Below are 16,953 nucleotides of genomic sequence, written 5' to 3'. Positions count from 1 at the left end.
GAGGGTTAAAATACCTACCGATTAATCAGCCACACGACCGACCGACTTTATGTTCTTTATCTTAGAAAGCGTCACACACATCTTCTGTATGTCTTCCACATCATGCACTTTCATCTTAATCTTTCCTTCAAACACACCGTCTTTCGCTTCAATAAGCAGACGCATGATATTTACATTGAAGTCATCGGAGATTGTTTTAGTGATTGTGTTCAGAACGCCAATCGAGTCGATACCTTTCACTTCGAGAGTAGCCTCAAAGGAAGCATTCTTATGGCTACTCCATTCGGTATTCAGGATACGTTCGCCGAAACTACTCTTCAGGCGCATGGCAATCGGACAGGAGCGTTTATGAACAACCACATTGCCGTCATCGTTGATGAAGCCCAACGCATCGTCACCCGGAATAGGTTTACAGCATTCAGCAATGACATAATTACGTTCGAATGCTTCTTCACGAAGGATATAAGGTTTCGATTTATCGTATTTTGCTTTCGGTTTTTCTTCTTTCTGTACCTCTTCTTTCTCCTTATTATTCTTGACACCGACTCCTAACGCCTGCTTTACATACTTAAATAAAACGTTATCGGTCTTTTCCTTCAACAGCTTCTTTATATTTTCCGGCAAGGTGACATCACCCTTTTCCACGGCATAAAAGAATTCCTCCCGCTTGGAAAAACCGAAATACATACATAACTTATCCAGATTAGACGTACTTGCCTCCATATCAGAGCGCTTAAAGGCTGCAATCACCTTCTCCTCACCCACTTTGGCTGCATCCTTACGAGCACGCTTCAATACGGCATCGATCTTTGAACGGGCTTTTGCCGTAGTAACAAAATTAAGCCATTCCGCTTGCGGCTCCTGTGAACGGGAAGTCAGTATCTCCACCTGGTCTCCACTGGCCAACGGGTGACTGAGAGGAACCAGGCGATGATTAACTTTTGCCCCGATACATTTATTACCGATATTGGTATGCAGCGCATAGGCAAAGTCAAGCGCGGTAGCCCCCTGGGGAAGCGTTTTTATATCCCCTTTCGGGGTAAACACGAATATTTCAGAGGTAAAGAGGTTCAGCTTGATCGTATCCAAGAAGTCGAGGGCATTCGGGTCCGGACTTTCCAGGATTTCAGTAATTGTCTGAAGCCATTTATCGAGTTCGGTATCTTCTTCTACGCTGTGTTCTTTATATTTCCAGTGTGCGGCAAATCCTTTCTCAGCAATATCGTCCATACGCCGGCTGCGAATCTGTATTTCCACCCACTGCCCATCGGGCCCCATGACTGTCAGGTGTAACGCCTGGTATCCGTTAGCCTTCGGACGGCTTACCCAGTCACGGATTCGATCCGGACGAATACGGTAAATATCTGTTATTGCGGAATAGATATCCCAGCACATATTCTTTTCATCCACACCCGGCAGCGGGTCAAAAATGATACGGACGGCATACAGGTCGTAGATATCTTCAAAAGTAATCCCTTTGCTCTCCATCTTGTTCCAGATAGAGTAAGCAGATTTCACACGGGCTTTCATCTCATAATGCAAGCCCATTTCTTTCAGTTTCTTATCGACCGGAATTGCGAAATGTTCGAAAAGTTTATTACGGCTTTCCTCGGAGGCTTGCAGTTTCTGTTCGATAAAATCATATTCCTGAGGATGCTCATATTTAAAACTCAGGTCCTCCAGTTCCGTTTTGATGGTGAAAAGACCCAGGCGATGAGCCAAAGGTGCATAAAGGTACAGTGTCTCTCCGGCAATCTTGAATTGCTTGGCCGGAAGCATCGAACCCAAGGTTCGCATATTGTGCAGACGGTCGGCGATTTTGATCAGGATTACACGGATATCGTCACTCATGGTAAGCAACAACTTACGGAAGTTTTCCGCCTGCGCCGAAGCCTGTTCCCCGAAAATACCACCGGATATCTTAGTCAGCCCATCTACAATCTGGGCAATCTTCGGACCAAACATATCACTGATATCCTGTACGGTATATTCCGTATCTTCCACTACATCGTGGAGCAGAGCCGAACAAATAGAAGTCGACCCCAATCCCATTTCACGGCAAACAATCCGTGCAACGGCAATGGGGTGCATGATATAGGGTTCACCGGACCGGCGTTTCACGCCGGCATGCGCCTGATTGGCAAAGTTGAACGCCTTAGTAATGCGCTCCACCTTCCTCCGGTGATTTGAATTCAGATAGTCCTTCAGCAGCTCGTTAAATCCATCCTGGATCATTTTCTCGTCTGCCGTCATAGCGGGTAACATGTCACCAGCTTCCTTTGTGTCTTTTGTGTCTATCGCATCACTCATGGTTACAACCTCTTCTTTTTATACAACGTCTGTAACCACAAATATACAAATATTCATCAAAAATCAGCACGGAAGCCAAGAAAATAGCAAGTTTTATCCCACAGGAATTTTCAGAACCTGTCCGGGACGGATATTTGCATTCGGTAATCCGTTCGCCTTTTGTATCAAAGCAGCCGACACACCGGGATACTTTTTCGATATCGTGTAAAGGGAATCTCCCGATTTCACCTGATAAGACACATAGCCATTACTCTGTTTCTCAACTATTTCCGAAGGAGAAGTCGTTTTAGGTATCGCCTTAGACTTTACTGTTGAAGCAAAAGTCACCCCGCCATTATCCACATACAAAGTCAGGCGCCGCCCATTAGCCAGACGGTTCGACTTCAGACCGTTCCATTGACGTACTTCTTTCGGAGTCACTCCATACCGGTCGGCTATCGCATAGATATTTTCGCCGGAAGCGACACGATGAGTAATCTTTTCGCGGTTAGAGGACTTTCTACTATCTTTATCGGACGGATTATAAGCCAGACAATTCTCCAACAAATCTTCTGCACGATGCGTATAGATCGTATCTTCTTTGTCAATGAAAGCATATGTCTGGTTTACCGGCAACTTCAACACAGACGGCTCCGTGTTTCCGGGGATAATATCACGCTTATATTGCGGATTCAAGGCACGGACCTGTTGAATATCCATTTGTAGTATATCTGCCACCTGCTCCAGATGCAGTGCTTTTGTGACAACGACCGTATCGGTAGCCAGCGGCATACTGGTCTGTATCGGACAGATATTATGATCGCAATAATAGTTCATAATATAATTTGCCGCAATGAATAACGGCACATACGAGCGGGTTTCTTTGGGCAGATAAGGGAATATCTCCCAGAAGTCCGTCTTCCCTCCGGAACGGCGGATAGCTTTATTGACATTTCCCGGCCCGCAGTTATAAGAAGCCAGCACCAGATTCCAGTCACCGTAAATAGCATACATATCTTTGAAATAACGACAGGCGGCATGTGTAGCCTTTACCGGGTCACGACGTTCGTCAACAAGACTGTTGATCTCCAGTCCGTAAATCTTTCCGGTCGGAAGCATGAACTGCCATAAGCCGCAGGCACCGACACGTGACAAGGCTACCGGATTCAGGGCACTTTCCACCACAGCCAGATATTTCAGCTCGATTGGCAAGTCATGCTCATCCAGAACCTGTTCGATGATTGGAAAATAAAAATCCGCCATACCCAGCATATAACGTACCAGATTACGACGGCGGTCGGCATATAAATCAATGCAATCGCGTACTACCTTATTATAAGGTAAGGAAATAACACGCGGAAGGCTTTCCAGACGTTCCCGGTAGACAGAGTCAGGGAACCATACATTTGCGGCATCGTCATGACAATATTCATCTTTCTTGGAAAAGTATTGCACATGCCAGGAGTGAAGCAGGCTGTCGACATCCGCATCCAGACTTTCGGGTATCAGACCGACATCAACCGACAGGGAGTCGGCGGAAAGGTCCGAATACTGAGGTTCTTCATTTTCAGTTATTGTTTCCTGTGCACGGACAACAGTAACGAAACAGCAGAAACAGAGTAATGATAATAAGTATTTCATGTATTAATTAGAATTTTATACTGCAATTCAGGCCATATATTCGTTCACTGACACTGGTCTTAGGCATCACCATCGGTTCCACCCGCATACTCAGGTCAGGAGATATATCAAAGTCGAACAACTGGGCATCCACATAAGCATCGATCATACAGATAGCATAAACGCCGGCTGTGATAATAATACTCAAATCCCTGTAACGACGGAAATAGTCCTTACGGCGCTTGATGTTATCCTGATAAGATGCGGTCGTAATAAATTTTTCCGGATCATATCCGTTCTTCTTCGCAATATCCGTCCATGAACTACTCCATTTAGACGGATCATCCGCATTGTTTTTCACATCATACATCAAATCAAAATAGGCCGTCGAATAATCCTTATAATTCTTGTTATTCCAGGTTATCGCATAGATACAGCCCATAAAACCACCATATACAATAGGTAATTTCCAGTAAGCCTTGTTATATATCTGTCCCAATCCCGGCAAAATAGCTGACAAAATAACCGCCTTTGTCGGATTGGGTTTGAACGGTTTCATATCTATTTCCTTGCCCTTTACCCGGCTCGCAGAGTCAGCCGACTGAAGTACAGCCTGCACCGTTGAGTCGGGTGGTGCAACAACAACCGTATCGGCGTCGAGTATAACCGCCTTGCCTTGTGCTTTTGTATATAAAGAGATACCCGTAAGCACCACCAGCAAGCACAGTATCCTGCTTATTTTTAATTTCATCCTCACGAATCTACCGTCAACTTATTTCAATTTATCCAACAGACCGATCAGTCTTTCCAGTTCTTCTTCCGAGGTAAAAGGAATCGTGATGCGTCCTTTTCCCTTCTCGTTGCACGCCAATTGTACCTTTGTATTAAAGAATCGGGACAAATGATCCTTCAGCAGGTTAAATTCTTCGGGAAGCATCGGTTTACGTCCGACTGTTTTCTCTTTCTTTTCTGTCGCTACAGCTTCCGCTCCGTTCCGCACGATCTCTTCCACATTACGTACGGAAAGTCCTTCTGCCAATATTTGTTCATACAGAGCCAACTGCACCTCCGGATCTTCGACCGGCAGCAGGGCACGAGCATGTCCCATATCGATTTTCTTATCTTTCAGTCCCATCTGTATCTCGGCAGGCAACTTCAGCAAGCGCAGATAGTTGGCAATAGTAGCCCGTTTCTTTCCTACCCGTTCGCTGAGTTTTTCCTGAGTCAGACCGTAGCTATCTATCAGTTTCTGATAAGCCAATGCTATTTCTATCGAGTTAAGGTCTTCACGCTGTATATTTTCGATCAGCGCCATCTCGACTACATTCTCGTCGGCTGCCGTCTTGATATAGGCAGGGATCTGTTCCAGACCTGCCATCAGAGAGGCACGGTAACGACGTTCGCCGGAGATGATCATATACTTCTCGGTTCCGATCTCTTTCAGGGTTATCGGCTGGATAACACCCAGGGAGCGGATAGAAGTAGCCAGTTCCTCCAGTGCTTCTTCCTCAAATATAGAACGGGGTTGATCCGGATTGGGCTGAATCTTGCTCAGTTCTATCTCACTGATAGAAGACGAACCGCCTGTCTTCAGGTCGTCCATCGTGATCAAAGCATCCAATCCACGGCCAAGAGCCGATCTTTTCATTACTGCCATAATTCTACTTATTTGTTTTTGTCTATCAGCTCCTGTGCCAGCTGCATATGATTGAGCGCTCCCTTCGATTCGGCATCGTAAAGCAATACCGGTTTGCCGTAGCTGGAGGCCTCACTCAGCTTCACATTACGCTGAATAACGGTTGTAAAAACGAGATCGCGGAACGGACGTTTCACCTCTTCATAAATCTGGTTGGCCAGGCGAAGGCGCGAATCGTACATCGTCAGCAGGAATCCCTCGATTTCCAAAGCCGGATTCAGCTTTGACTTAATAATTTTTATTGTATTCAACAGTTTACTGATACCTTCCAATGCAAAATATTCACATTGTACAGGGATTATGACCGAATCGGCTGCCGTAAGGGCATTTACTGTAATCAGTCCCAGAGAAGGAGAACAGTCAATCAGGATAAAATCGTACATATCCTTCAGGGGAACGAGAATCTGTTTCAGGATTTGTTCCCGGTTCTCCATGTTCAGCATTTCAATCTCCGCACCCACCAGGTCGATATGCGACGGGATAATATCCAGTCCTTCCACCTCGGTCGGGATAATGGCCCCTTTTGCCTCCTCGCTATTTACCAGGCATTCATAGATGGACAACTCGACACTGCGAATATCCACACCCAACCCGGAGGAAGCATTTGCCTGCGGGTCCGCATCAACAACAAGCACTTTCTTTTCGAGTGCAGCGAGGGATGCAGCCAGATTAATCGTGGTCGTTGTCTTACCAACTCCACCTTTCTGATTTGCTAAAGCGATAATCTTTCCCATACTTCGTCTATTAATTCGGAGGCAAAACTAAACATTAAAAACCTAACGAAATCAGGTTTTAGCAAAACAATGCTCGTTTTGTTGAAAAGTCGCCCTAACTGTTGATAACTTGCAAATATAAACAGAATATTTAATAACTTGTTCCAAATGAGGAATATGCATATACTTTTTTGGAAATGATAACGAAGTTTTAAAAATACAAAGCCTCCCCGATATCAACCGGAGAGGCTTGTTTTGTGTCTGCGTTCCTCCTTCTCAGGAGTACTTGACAGAAGAACTTTATTTTATTACTTAATATTCATCATCCCACTTGTTCACCCGTCGCAGGCTACTGAATGGCTCTCCCGAAGGAGAACCATTACGCGAAATGATTATTTTTGATTATAAATTTCTTATTTAATAATTGCTTTAACAGCGCTTTCGCCTTCAACAGCTACGAATACAATACCTGCAGGAACAGAGATTGTAGCTTCGCTAGAAGTGATTACTGTGTTAGCAATTGTCTGACCAAGAACGTTGCTGATAGCAACAGTCTTACCTTCAGCACCCTTCACTACAACAGCACCAGGAATTACAGATACAGATACTTCTGTAGTCTTAACACCTTCGTTTTCTGTCGGAGTTTCGTCTGTCTGACCGAAGTGGAATACCTGAGACTGGTTGATTACTTCGTTGATAGAAGCTGAGATGTCTTCATGATCACCTGTCGGTGTAATCTGAGCCAATACAGGAATACCGTTATGAACTTTCACCCAAGCACCAGCGAATGAACCGATAGCAGAACCCTGACCATTAGATTCCATCAGGAAGCCTTCACTTGCATCAGCAGTTTCATCAGCCTGGTCATTGATCTTTCTCAGAGAGAATGCATAGTTCTTATGAGCACCGTCAAGTACATTAGCTACAGAATTAGCACGAAGCAAATCGAAGTCAATTACTTTTGTTCCTGTTTCTGTATTGTTAACGATAGTAGTAACATCTGCCAAAGTCTTACCATTATTCAGGATATAAAGAGTTTCTGCAGTAACATTACCCTTAGCATCAGTTGTTACCTGATGAACACCTTCTACAAATCCTAAACGAGTGTAATTTTCAAATTTGAATTTGTCAGCATCAGTCATTACATTATTGTTAGGCTGAACAGAGTCAGTATAGTTAACCAAGAAACGACCTGCCACGTAACCATTGTAAGCTACATAGTGATTGTCATCAGCAGCTTTTGCTTCAGCTTCAGTTTCCCAATAACCATGAGTTTTGCTGCCACACAGGAATCCGTCAGGAATAGAATCTACGTCTACAGCAAACAAGTACTGAGGCATGAATTTATTAGAAGACAGAACTTTGTCAACATACATAGCAGCAGCGTCAGCTGAAACACCCTTACTTTCAATACCTAAGAACTGAACGTCTGCGATCGGTTGAGAAGCGCTTACGTTTTTGCTGTCATTTCCGTCTTCGAACAGATATTCGTTTGCATTACCGCTCTTTCTGTAGATCTTCACTACATTGTTCATCGGCATGTCATAATCAGCAGTCATATCGATATACTGCGGACGGATCTTGTGCTGGAAGTAGAATGCAGAAGCACGATCTTCAGGATTGTCGTTCAAGCTAGAGAAACGTAATGTACCCAAACCATCTACAACATTAGCCTTGTTCCAACCATTAGAAGTTTCTAATGTACCATTTGTATTTTGAATGTCTACCAATACATAGCAAGTATCAGTTACAGCATTATTAGCATCAGAACGAACCTGATCAGCTTTCAGATAGAAGTAAGCCCACTTAGCTTTTACGCCATCGATATCAGCTTTCTTAACTGCTTCGTAATAGTAATTGTTATCCTGTGCATTTTTAACCAATGCAAGATACTTCTTATCGTTGTCTAATAGATTAGCATCTTTCAGTTTCAGAACATAAGCTGTTCTTTGCAAATCCTGATAACCATCCAACGAATAACCAAAACTGTTCACAATAGCACCACCATTGTTAGGCAATGTTGCTTCAGCGATTTCATAGATTGTAGGATCTGTTGCTTCTTCAGCTTTAGAGATCTTACCTACTTCACTCTGTAAATACAGGTTATCGTTATTGAAATGGTAATACTTGATAGTATAGTTGTTTTCAATACCATTGCTCAGTTCATCAACAGTGAACTTCTTGTATCCGTGATAAGCAGTCTTAGCGATCGGAGAAGTTACAGCAGTGAAGATGATAGAATCCTGAACACCCAGATTCTGGTTATTGAACATACCCTTGTTATCATTTCCACCTACATAAGTACGGTCGATAAAGCGGTAGATTGTTTCACCAGCAGCAGTAGTTCCCATATTATACAACTGACCTTCAAATACCTGATCAGCATATTCACGGTTGTGAATCTTCACACGACGTGCTACGCTTGAAGCATCGTTGCAATCCAACTGTTCAACAACCCACTGTGTAGCAGGCATCAAAGAGAAGTCCTGATCCATTGCCTGGTTGTCATACATCATGTTACCTTCCATGTTTTCAACGATATACATACCGTTAGCACGTTCTACAGAAGATTTAGTTGTATACAGATTGATGAAATACAAACCATTAGCAACTGTACCGCGAGTCAGATATTCGAACGGACGTACAATAGATGTTTTTACCTTAAATTCATCACGGTTGTCTCTGGCAACTGTCAGTACCGGATTAGTTTGACCCGGGATTGTAGCAGCTGTTAAAGAAACTGTATTAGAACCTGTAGTAGCGTATGTTTTAGTATTAGTAAACGTATTTGCTACAGTATAATCGTTTTCGAAATATTGTGTACAAGCTTTTGAAGCCTTCCAATCTGTATGAGCATTGAATTCAGCATCTTCCTGTACAGCAGCATTCAACGGTTCGATCAGCAAGCTGTCGTTTGTCGGGAAATAAGTCGCTTTGAAGTAGTAGCGAGCTTTCATATAATCACCATCTGTTGAAACCGGAGTTTTTACGGCAAACTGAACAGAAGGAGAAACTGAAGGAGCATATTTTTCTTCCTGATAACGAGCTGTATCAGCCAACAGATATTTGTTACCGATCTTGAAATTCAGGTTGAATTTCTTAGCATCAACATCAGCCAAAGTCAAACCCAATGCATTTTTTTCAGCAACGAATGATCCTGTAAAAGGAGCAGTACCTTCCAATGTATTCGGGTTGAACAGGAATTCGAAGTTAGTTGCATGGAAATCAGCATCCATACGAGCATTCAAATCGTCAGCAGTCATGATGATCGGATTAGCAACCACCGGCTTAAGATTTACTGCAATAGTAGGAATGTTACCTACTGACGGACCAGCTACATTTGAATCGTAAACAGCAGAAGTCAACAGTACACCTGTTTTATTCATACCGTCAGTAGCCAAATCACCTGTTACTGTAGCATCATCAGCAACTACCAAACACATCACCTGATTGTTTGCCTGATTGTGAAGATAAGAGAATACAGGAGAATAATCAAAAGGATTTACATTACTGTTTACTGTGTACCATGACCAGTTGTCAGTGCAACCATTCATTTCTACAGCAGCTGTTGCTTTAGCATTTGGAGCTGTACCAACAGTTTTTGCAGCACGTTCGTGATCGAATGTCAAAGCGAAACCAGTTTCTTTGTTTACATAAGTAAACTTACCACCACTTACACCATCTTCCTTGTCATAGTTGATTGTCCACAAAGAAGCATTCAGAGGAGCTTCGCTGGATTTAACTGCTTTCAGATAAATCTTACCTGTTTCATAGTTTCTTTCCTGAATCAATACATAAGGATCTGTACCATCATCCTGGATATTGGTTCCGGCAGTTACCTGTAATTGATAAAGAAGATTGTCTTGGATATGGTAAACATCCTGTGACCAAGCAGCCCCGTTGAATGTTGCACCACCAGTCAAAGCAGATAGACCAGCTTTACCTGTAGATGTTTTGGATACGGAAGTTGTAGCAAATGTGCGATAAGCATCTTGTACAGTCTGTGCATTTGCTGAGAACAACGTTCCTAAAGCCAAGCATCCTACCAGAGTAGAAAACTTTTTGTTCATAATTCTAAAATTTAATATTAATACTAAAGTGTAATAAGTTCTTATTCAATACGATCACCCTCAAAAGGTCCTCTTAACCTATGACTAAAATAATCGATCGTTTTTTCTCGTCATGACTTTGAAGGTTCGTCCCTTAAATCGGGAGATTCATACAGATGATGCTATTCAATTGATAAGAAAGAACATACCGTTGAAAAAAATATTTGAAAAAGGATTGCCGAAATGAAACAAATGCTTACTTTTGTTGACGAGAAAAAACGATCGTTTTAGCTAGTCATTTCTGTCCCCTCTTTTTAGTCCATTATTCATCTATTTCATCAGATAAAACACTTCTTATATATTAAGATGTACGCACGTACATTAATATTGCATTTACATAGAGTTGATTTTCAAGTCATACGCACATTCTAAACAGATACCGATCTTCGCTTTCCATGAGATCTAAAACTATTTTACCCACAAATTTATCCATACAGACGGAGTCATCCTCACAAGCCCACCGGATTACCAACTGTAAGTCAACCAATTAACAGATGAATCCACCATCCTCTTCCGGCGTCACCAACACTTTTTCATACTATTTTTATACAAACAGACTCACTCGAACAGGCTAGTAAAAGGTAAAAAACAACATACGGAAAATTAAATATTAAACACCCTGAAATTAAGAGTAAAATATAGCACCTTTAAATATGTAAAGCTAGCCTTACGTATTTGTAGTATATAACTTACTTTTTTGTAATGATAGCATTACTTTTTAGAAAAGTATATATTACAGAAATCAAAGTAAGCAGAAAAACACTTAGAATTACCATACTTACTCCTTAGATATACGGACGTGACGGATTAGTTCCCGATAAGTAAAAAATAATAGCCGAACCGTCATTCCGCTTGCTTTATCACTTTACAACAGTGACGCCCAACAGAACTGCCGGCGTCACCCCATAAACGCGTGATAACCAACAGACAAAAGCCACAAACACAGTCGATGACTCCCTTTTAAATAAAACAAATATAAACTCCAGAAACTCAAATTGTACTGACCGGAAGTAACTCTCTCCGAACGTTAAGAAAAAATTAAAAGCATCCTCCGTCAAAAGATTATCGTTACATTTGTAGTGATATTTAAAAGAAGTTGCGATGAATGATAGACCGTTGATACTGATTACAAATGATGATGGCGTAAATGCCAAAGGTATTAAAGAGTTAACTGAATGCCTGAGAGACCTGGGCGATTTAGTCGTATTTGCTCCCGACGGCCCACGTTCGGGCATGAGCAGTGCAATTACTTCTGAAAATCCAATCAGATATAATCTGGTGAAGAGAGAACACGGACTTACAATCTACGAATGTACAGGGACGCCGGTGGACTGTGTAAAACTGGCTATCAATGAAGTGCTTGAACGTAAGCCAGACCTGCTCGTTTCGGGTATCAACCATGGTGGCAATATGGCGATAGCCGTTCTTTATTCCGGTACGATGGGAGCTGCTGCCGAAGGATGCGTATTCGGAGTTCCTTCGTTGGGAGTTTCGTTGCTCGACCATCATCCGGATGCCGACTTTACAGAATGTTGCCGCCTGGGACGTATGGTGGCACGCCGTGTACTGAAAGAGGGATTACCTGCCGGAACCTATCTGAATCTGAATGTACCGAAAGTGGATACAGTCAAAGGCATGAAGATTTGCCGTCAGGCTGCCGGAAAATGGGTGAAGGAATACAAACGCTCGGAGAATGGAGCCGGCAAACCGGTATTCTGGCTGACAGGTTCTTTCGAGAATGCTAAACCGATTCATCCGGACAACGATATGCTGGCACTCGACAGCGGATACGCTTCGCTGGTGCCCTGCAAACTGGATGTGACGGATTACGAATGGATGGAGAAATACAAAAACTGGGAAGGATGAAATATTTTCTGATCGCAGGCGAAGCTTCGGGCGACCTACATGCGTCGAACCTGATGGCGGCATTAAAAGAAAAAGACCCGGAGGCGGATTTCCGTTTCTTCGGGGGAGATTTGATGCAGGCTGTAGGCGGCACATTGGTAAAGCATTACAAAGAGATGGCTTTTATGGGTTTTATCCCCGTATTGCTCAACCTGCGAACAATCCTGAATAATATGAAAACCTGTCAGGAAGATATCCGGAAATATCAGCCTGACGTGGTGATACTGATCGATTATCCGGGATTCAACCTGAAAATAGCCAAATTCGTAAAGACAGTGCTGCATCTGCCTGTTTACTATTATATTTCTCCCAAGATATGGGCCTGGAAACAGTACCGCATCAAAGACTTCCGCCGTTATGTGGACCGGATGTTCTGCATCCTGCCTTTCGAAACCGAGTTTTTCCGCAAGCTGGATTACTCGGTCGATTATGTAGGAAATCCATCTGTCGACTCGGTTGCCCAATATAAAGAAAAGCAAGCTAACCGCCCCGATACGTTTATGGCCGATGAAGGACTGCCGGATAAACCCATCCTGGCCCTCCTTGCCGGAAGCCGCCGGCAGGAAATCAAAGATAACCTTCCGACTATGCTGGAGGTGGCAGCTGCCTACCCGGACTATCAGCCCGTTATAGCCGGAGCTCCCGGACTGGAACCGGAATATTACAAACAACATATAGGAAACCATCCTGCCAAAATCGTCTTCGGCAAGACATACGACCTGCTGCAACACAGCCGGGCCGCCCTGGTCACCTCGGGTACGGCAACGCTTGAAACATCGCTATTCTGCGTACCGCAGGTAGTCTGTTATTACGTCGTGGCCGGACCGTTGGCCAGTTTTATCTTCCGCAATTTCTTCCATACCAAATATATCTCGCTGGTGAATCTGATTGCCGGACGCGAAGTCGTACAAGAATTGTTCGGCGCCCGCTTCTCTTATCAGCAGATACACGATGAACTAGGCAAAATACTTCACGATACGGCTTACCGTCAACAGATGCTCGACGGTTACGACGAGATCATTCAGATGCTCGGAAAACCCGGTGCTTCACAACGTACAGCCGAACTTATTTACCAATCACTGAAGCATTAACATCTTTTATTATTTTCTTTTGCAGCATTTTCCGTTATTCTTCCATCTAACCTTTTAGAATGGGAAAATAAACAATTGTGATATGAATGTGATGAGGACGTTGAAAACTTTTATACTGGTTCTGGGAACCATTCTGGCGACCTTTACCATGTATTCTTGTTTAGATGATGACAGCAATTCTTCTAATAAATACAGTTTTGGAATAGCTACGATCAAACCATTAGGGAATGACGCCTATTACCTGCAATGGGATGATTCAACGACTTTCTGGCCGGCATCCGGCGTTACTCCTTATTTCGGGGTAGATAAAGAAAGACGTGCTTTTATAAACTTTACATTATTGGGAGATTCGACCAGCCACATGGCAGAAGGATATGATTATGCAGTCCGTGTAAACAGAATCGACAGCGTATTGACTAAATCGATCGTTGGCGATCTGGGCGAGAAAAATGATGAATACTACGGCAATGATCCGTTATGGATGAAGTCCGTATGGATTGAGGATGGTTATATTAATTTCCAGTTCGAATCTTATTTCGACGGATCGACCAAACATTTTCTCAATCTGGTGAAGATGAACAATACGGATACATATGAACTGGAGTTCCGTCATAATGCATACAATAACTTGTCGGGTGGGCAAGGATGGGGCCTGGCCTCATTCAGACTGAATAGTCTGCCGCCTACAAACGGTGATACAGTGACGATGAAGGTGAAGTATAAATCGTATGAAGGTGATGATACGATTGAACTTAAATACAAATCAGGTTCCCCTGCCGGTAAAGCGCCGATGTTGGGAGCCGAGAATTTTCAAGTGACAAATTAAACCTTCCCACATAACTTTTATTTTTATCATTTAGTTCAGGGAGAGAGGCATCGTGATGATGCCTTTCTTTTTTTTGTCTAATTTTGTGACAGAGATGCAACGGTCGGACGTTTTCTCTCGTTTATATAAACAAATGAACGAAACAACAGTACAACTGATAAAGGGTTGCCGGGAAGGAAAACGGAGTGCGCAACTGGGCTTGTACAAACAATTCGCACAGCGATTGTACATAGCTTGCCTGCGCATTGTCGGCAACAGCGGTGAAGCGGAAGAAGCCATGCAGGATTCGTTCCTGAAAATCTTCACGCACATCGACCAATATAAAGATGGACAATGTTTCGAAGCCTGGATACACCGGATAGCAGTCCATACGGCCATTGATTATGTGCGCCGGCAAACACCGGAATGGGAGGAGCTATCCGACAACTATGCCGATCCGGAGCCGGACGGACCGAACGAAGAGGAGATAGCCTATTCGGTAAAACAGGTGAAAGAGGCAACCGGTAAATTACCCGCCGGTTACCGCGTAATCCTCTCGCTCTACCTCTTCGAGGGATATGATATGGAAGAGATTGCCTCTATCCTGAACATTCAGCCGCCAAGCGTACGCAGCCAATATCTGCGGGCAAAGCGCAAATTGTTAGACATTATAGCAGCAAATTGACATGGACAAATTAAAGAATTTCATAGACACCAATAGAGAAGCATTTGAAGATGACCTTATGCCGGAAGGTCACTTCGAACGCTTCGAAAAGAAACTGCCGCCTGCCCGCAGGAAACATTTCAAACTATATAGTTTGTCTGCTTTCGCTGCCGCAGCCGCCATTGCACTGATACTCCTGCTCCGCATGCCGGGTGGGACGCCTACTCCTATAAATCAAAAAGCAGCCATACAGCAACAATGCAGCCAGCAAAAGGAATTTGGCGAACTTCAGATGTATTACAAGATGCAGATCAACGATATCATGGCGCAAATGGAATCGTTGTATAAAAAGGAAAAGACTCCGGGAGCCGCCGGCCTGTTACAGGAAAGCAAAAGGATTCTGAAAGATAACTATATGTTTGAAGAAACAATCCTCCCGACACTGCCTTGCTCGAACGACGGCCTGTTCGCTATGAACCAGCATTATAGTGCGAGTGTCGAAAGCCTGAACATCATGCTGAAACAGATGGAAATAGTTACAAACGATAATGATGACAAATAAAAATATATATCATGAATACAAAACAATTAAAAAGCCGTTCCTTATTACTTTTGGCAGTGCTACTTATCGCTAGTACCGCTATCAGTTGGGGCGCAAAACCGGAAAGTATTAAGAAAAAAGAGATCAGTAAATCTTTTGACGTCAGCCTGAGTGACCTATTGATGACGGACAATCGTTACGGCAATACGACCATCACGCACTGGAACAAGAATGAAGTGGCAATCCGCGTTGAGATAGAGGCTAAAGCCGAAAGTGCGGATGCTGCACAGGCTTGCATCGACCGTGTGAACATCGAACTAAAGAAAAGCGGGAATACGGTTTCCGCCATCACTTCGCTGAAACAGCAAAACTGGGGTAATAACAATTCCAACATCCGGTTTACGATCAATTATTTTATCAGCATGCCTTCGAAACTGGCAATCAACCTGTCGCAGAAATACGGGAACATCAATCTGCCGGACAAGAATGAAGGCAAAAGCACGATACAGGTGAAGTACGGTAACCTGAATGCCGGCAGTTTCACCCAGCCTCTCAACCTGGAAGCTAAATACGGGAATGTGGATATTAATAATGTAACGAAGGTGAATCTGGACCTGGGATACTGCGGAAACGTCTCTGTCGGCGATGCAGAACAAATGAATGCCGACAATAAGTATTCGAATATGAATATTAAGAAATGCGGCCAGATCAATCTGGAAAACAAGTATGGTAATATAAAAATCGAAAGTCTTGACAAAGGCTATATGGAGATCAAATACAGCGAAGCGATGATCGGTTCGGTAAAAGATGAATTGAATGTGGATGAACTGGCTTACAGCACATTGACAATAAAAGAATTGTCTGCCAACTTCAAACAGGTGAATGTAGATGCACGCTATGGCAATCTGAATATCAGCGTTCCGGCAAAAGCCTCTTTCAAAATCGCTGCCGAAAACATGAAATATGCCAACCGTCATGTCAGTGGTTTCAACATCACAAACTCTTCGACAGAGGATAAAGTGAACCATTACTATGAAATCAACGGCGGAAACAAGGGACGCATCAATTTCGACGGAAATAATTACAGCAATATTAATGTGAAGGCGTTAAAATAACCTACTTTTCCCTTGATGGAAAAGTAGGCAAAAGATCAAGGCTACACCGGCTTCACTGCTTCGGAAGAAGACTACGCTGTCGCATCTGAACTCGCTTCGCTCAAACAGCAGATGCTCCGGACGCTGCGTCTTCCTCCTTCGCGGACGTTCACCCGCTGAGGCCTTTCACAGGAAGCTTTGCTTCCTTTTAGGATGGCCGACACCGATACTTATAGAACAAAAACTTTCGGATTTAACAAGTAGTATCGGCAATCCCAGGAGAACGCAAAGCGTTCTATGAAAGGCCTCATTTGGTGAGCGTAAAGCGAAGTATCCGTAGAGAGCGCCCGGAGGCTGTGCTGTTTGAGCGAAGCGAGTTCGCAGACGACAGCGAACGGAGGATACTGAGTAGCGAGGCAAATGCAG

General features: G+C 43.5%; 12 protein-coding genes. 6 read left to right on the top strand and 6 right to left on the bottom strand.

Annotated elements, in window-relative coordinates; genetic code table 11:
• Positions 1-21: 21 nt before the first annotated feature.
• From DWW91_RS20185 to DWW91_RS20160, 6 genes are all read right to left on the bottom strand, one after another.
• Complete coding sequence (locus DWW91_RS20185; protein WP_010800746.1) at positions 22-2,310, bottom strand: bifunctional (p)ppGpp synthetase/guanosine-3',5'-bis(diphosphate) 3'-pyrophosphohydrolase; 2,289 nt, start codon at positions 2,308-2,310, stop codon at positions 22-24.
• Positions 2,311-2,403: 93 nt separating this feature from the next.
• Entirely contained in the window at positions 2,404-3,930 is a 1,527-nt protein-coding gene (locus DWW91_RS20180; protein WP_122328757.1) for a lytic transglycosylase domain-containing protein, read from the bottom strand.
• Positions 3,931-3,937: 7 nt separating this feature from the next.
• Positions 3,938-4,660 (bottom strand): DUF5683 domain-containing protein, encoded by a 723-nt coding sequence (locus DWW91_RS20175; RefSeq protein ID WP_052716691.1) that lies wholly within the window; start codon positions 4,658-4,660, stop codon positions 3,938-3,940.
• Positions 4,661-4,681: 21 nt separating this feature from the next.
• On the bottom strand, positions 4,682-5,566 hold the full coding sequence (locus DWW91_RS20170) for a ParB/RepB/Spo0J family partition protein (protein ID WP_009859842.1): 885 nt from the start codon (positions 5,564-5,566) through the stop codon (positions 4,682-4,684).
• An 8-nt stretch (positions 5,567-5,574) separates the two neighbouring features.
• Positions 5,575-6,339 (bottom strand): ParA family protein, encoded by a 765-nt coding sequence (locus tag DWW91_RS20165; RefSeq protein WP_046146192.1) that lies wholly within the window; start codon positions 6,337-6,339, stop codon positions 5,575-5,577.
• A gap of 392 nt (positions 6,340-6,731) precedes the next feature.
• Positions 6,732-10,388 (bottom strand): DUF6383 domain-containing protein, encoded by a 3,657-nt coding sequence (locus tag DWW91_RS20160; protein ID WP_122328756.1) that lies wholly within the window; start codon positions 10,386-10,388, stop codon positions 6,732-6,734.
• Positions 10,389-11,528: 1,140 nt separating this feature from the next.
• On the opposite strand from DWW91_RS20160, the gene surE reads away from it, so the two are divergent.
• From surE to DWW91_RS20130, 6 genes are all read left to right on the top strand, one after another.
• Positions 11,529-12,293 (top strand): 5'/3'-nucleotidase SurE, encoded by a 765-nt coding sequence (gene surE, locus DWW91_RS20155; protein WP_048316792.1) that lies wholly within the window; start codon positions 11,529-11,531, stop codon positions 12,291-12,293.
• Complete coding sequence (gene lpxB / locus DWW91_RS20150; protein ID WP_122328755.1) at positions 12,290-13,423, top strand: lipid-A-disaccharide synthase; 1,134 nt, start codon at positions 12,290-12,292, stop codon at positions 13,421-13,423. The genes surE and lpxB overlap by 4 nt, the downstream gene beginning before the upstream one ends.
• A gap of 82 nt (positions 13,424-13,505) precedes the next feature.
• The gene (locus tag DWW91_RS20145) at positions 13,506-14,249 is read left to right on the top strand and encodes a NigD-like protein (protein WP_122328754.1); all 744 of its coding nucleotides are present in this window, start codon (positions 13,506-13,508) and stop codon (positions 14,247-14,249) included.
• A gap of 94 nt (positions 14,250-14,343) precedes the next feature.
• On the top strand, positions 14,344-14,913 hold the full coding sequence (locus DWW91_RS20140; protein ID WP_370449600.1) for an RNA polymerase sigma factor: 570 nt from the start codon (positions 14,344-14,346) through the stop codon (positions 14,911-14,913).
• 1 nt (position 14,914) lies between these two features.
• Positions 14,915-15,454 carry a hypothetical protein gene (locus tag DWW91_RS20135; RefSeq protein WP_046146187.1) on the top strand — a complete coding sequence of 180 codons (540 nt, stop codon included), beginning with the start codon at positions 14,915-14,917 and terminating at the stop codon, positions 15,452-15,454.
• A gap of 11 nt (positions 15,455-15,465) precedes the next feature.
• Complete coding sequence (locus DWW91_RS20130) at positions 15,466-16,548, top strand: hypothetical protein (protein ID WP_122328752.1); 1,083 nt, start codon at positions 15,466-15,468, stop codon at positions 16,546-16,548.
• Positions 16,549-16,953: the final 405 nt, after the last annotated feature.

This window comes from Parabacteroides sp. AF17-3 (assembly GCF_003635445.1).
GTDB classification, from domain to species: Bacteria; Bacteroidota; Bacteroidia; order Bacteroidales; family Tannerellaceae; genus Parabacteroides; species Parabacteroides goldsteinii.
The sequence above is the reverse complement of the archived record's forward strand: the minus strand, read 5'-3'. Positions and strand labels throughout refer to the sequence as shown.

Coding starts and splice junctions, on each gene's coding strand:
- DWW91_RS20130 (WP_122328752.1), top strand. CDS start 15,466: ATGAATACAAAACAATTAAAAAGCCGTTCCTTATTACTTTTGGCAGTG.
- DWW91_RS20165 (WP_046146192.1), bottom strand. CDS start 6,339: ATGGGAAAGATTATCGCTTTAGCAAATCAGAAAGGTGGAGTTGGTAAG.
- DWW91_RS20175 (WP_052716691.1), bottom strand. CDS start 4,660: ATGAAATTAAAAATAAGCAGGATACTGTGCTTGCTGGTGGTGCTTACG.
- surE (WP_048316792.1), top strand. CDS start 11,529: ATGAATGATAGACCGTTGATACTGATTACAAATGATGATGGCGTAAAT.
- DWW91_RS20185 (WP_010800746.1), bottom strand. CDS start 2,310: ATGAGTGATGCGATAGACACAAAAGACACAAAGGAAGCTGGTGACATG.
- DWW91_RS20180 (WP_122328757.1), bottom strand. CDS start 3,930: ATGAAATACTTATTATCATTACTCTGTTTCTGCTGTTTCGTTACTGTT.
- DWW91_RS20160 (WP_122328756.1), bottom strand. CDS start 10,388: ATGAACAAAAAGTTTTCTACTCTGGTAGGATGCTTGGCTTTAGGAACG.
- DWW91_RS20135 (WP_046146187.1), top strand. CDS start 14,915: ATGGACAAATTAAAGAATTTCATAGACACCAATAGAGAAGCATTTGAA.
- DWW91_RS20140 (WP_370449600.1), top strand. CDS start 14,344: ATGCAACGGTCGGACGTTTTCTCTCGTTTATATAAACAAATGAACGAA.
- DWW91_RS20145 (WP_122328754.1), top strand. CDS start 13,506: ATGAATGTGATGAGGACGTTGAAAACTTTTATACTGGTTCTGGGAACC.
- lpxB (WP_122328755.1), top strand. CDS start 12,290: ATGAAATATTTTCTGATCGCAGGCGAAGCTTCGGGCGACCTACATGCG.
- DWW91_RS20170 (WP_009859842.1), bottom strand. CDS start 5,566: ATGGCAGTAATGAAAAGATCGGCTCTTGGCCGTGGATTGGATGCTTTG.